The sequence below is a fragment of the Pseudomonas sp. PME37.24/006 genome, from assembly GCF_055556635.1.
This window is the reverse complement of sequence record NZ_JBVHNL010000040.1, coordinates 1-286: the sequence shown is the minus strand read 5'-3', so window position 1 is coordinate 286 and position 286 is coordinate 1. Positions and strand designations below refer to the sequence as shown.

1 pseudogene is annotated in these 286 nt (G+C 55.6%); it reads left to right on the top strand.

The window, feature by feature from the left end:
• Positions 1-152 precede the first annotated feature (152 nt).
• Positions 153-286, top strand: a pseudogene (locus ACZ3GY_RS23770) (C4-dicarboxylate ABC transporter permease); the annotation flags it as partial.

The window sequence follows — 286 nt, the reverse complement described above, 5'->3', positions numbered from 1 at the left end:
ATGATCGTACCGATCGGCTTCACCCTGATGTTCCTGCGCTTTCTACAGATTTTCATCCGCGTCCTGCAGGGCAAACAGCAAGGTCTGGGCCTGCACAGCGAAGTGGATGACGCCGTCAAGCTGGCTGAACAAGACAAGGCGGAGACCACCAAATGACCATTGCCTTCCTGTTCGTCGCCCTGTTCGTGCTGATGTTCATCGGCATTCCTGTGGCGATTTCCCTGGGTTTGTCCGGGGCCATGACCATTCTGTTCTTCAGTAACGACTCGGTGCGTTCGCTGGCGAT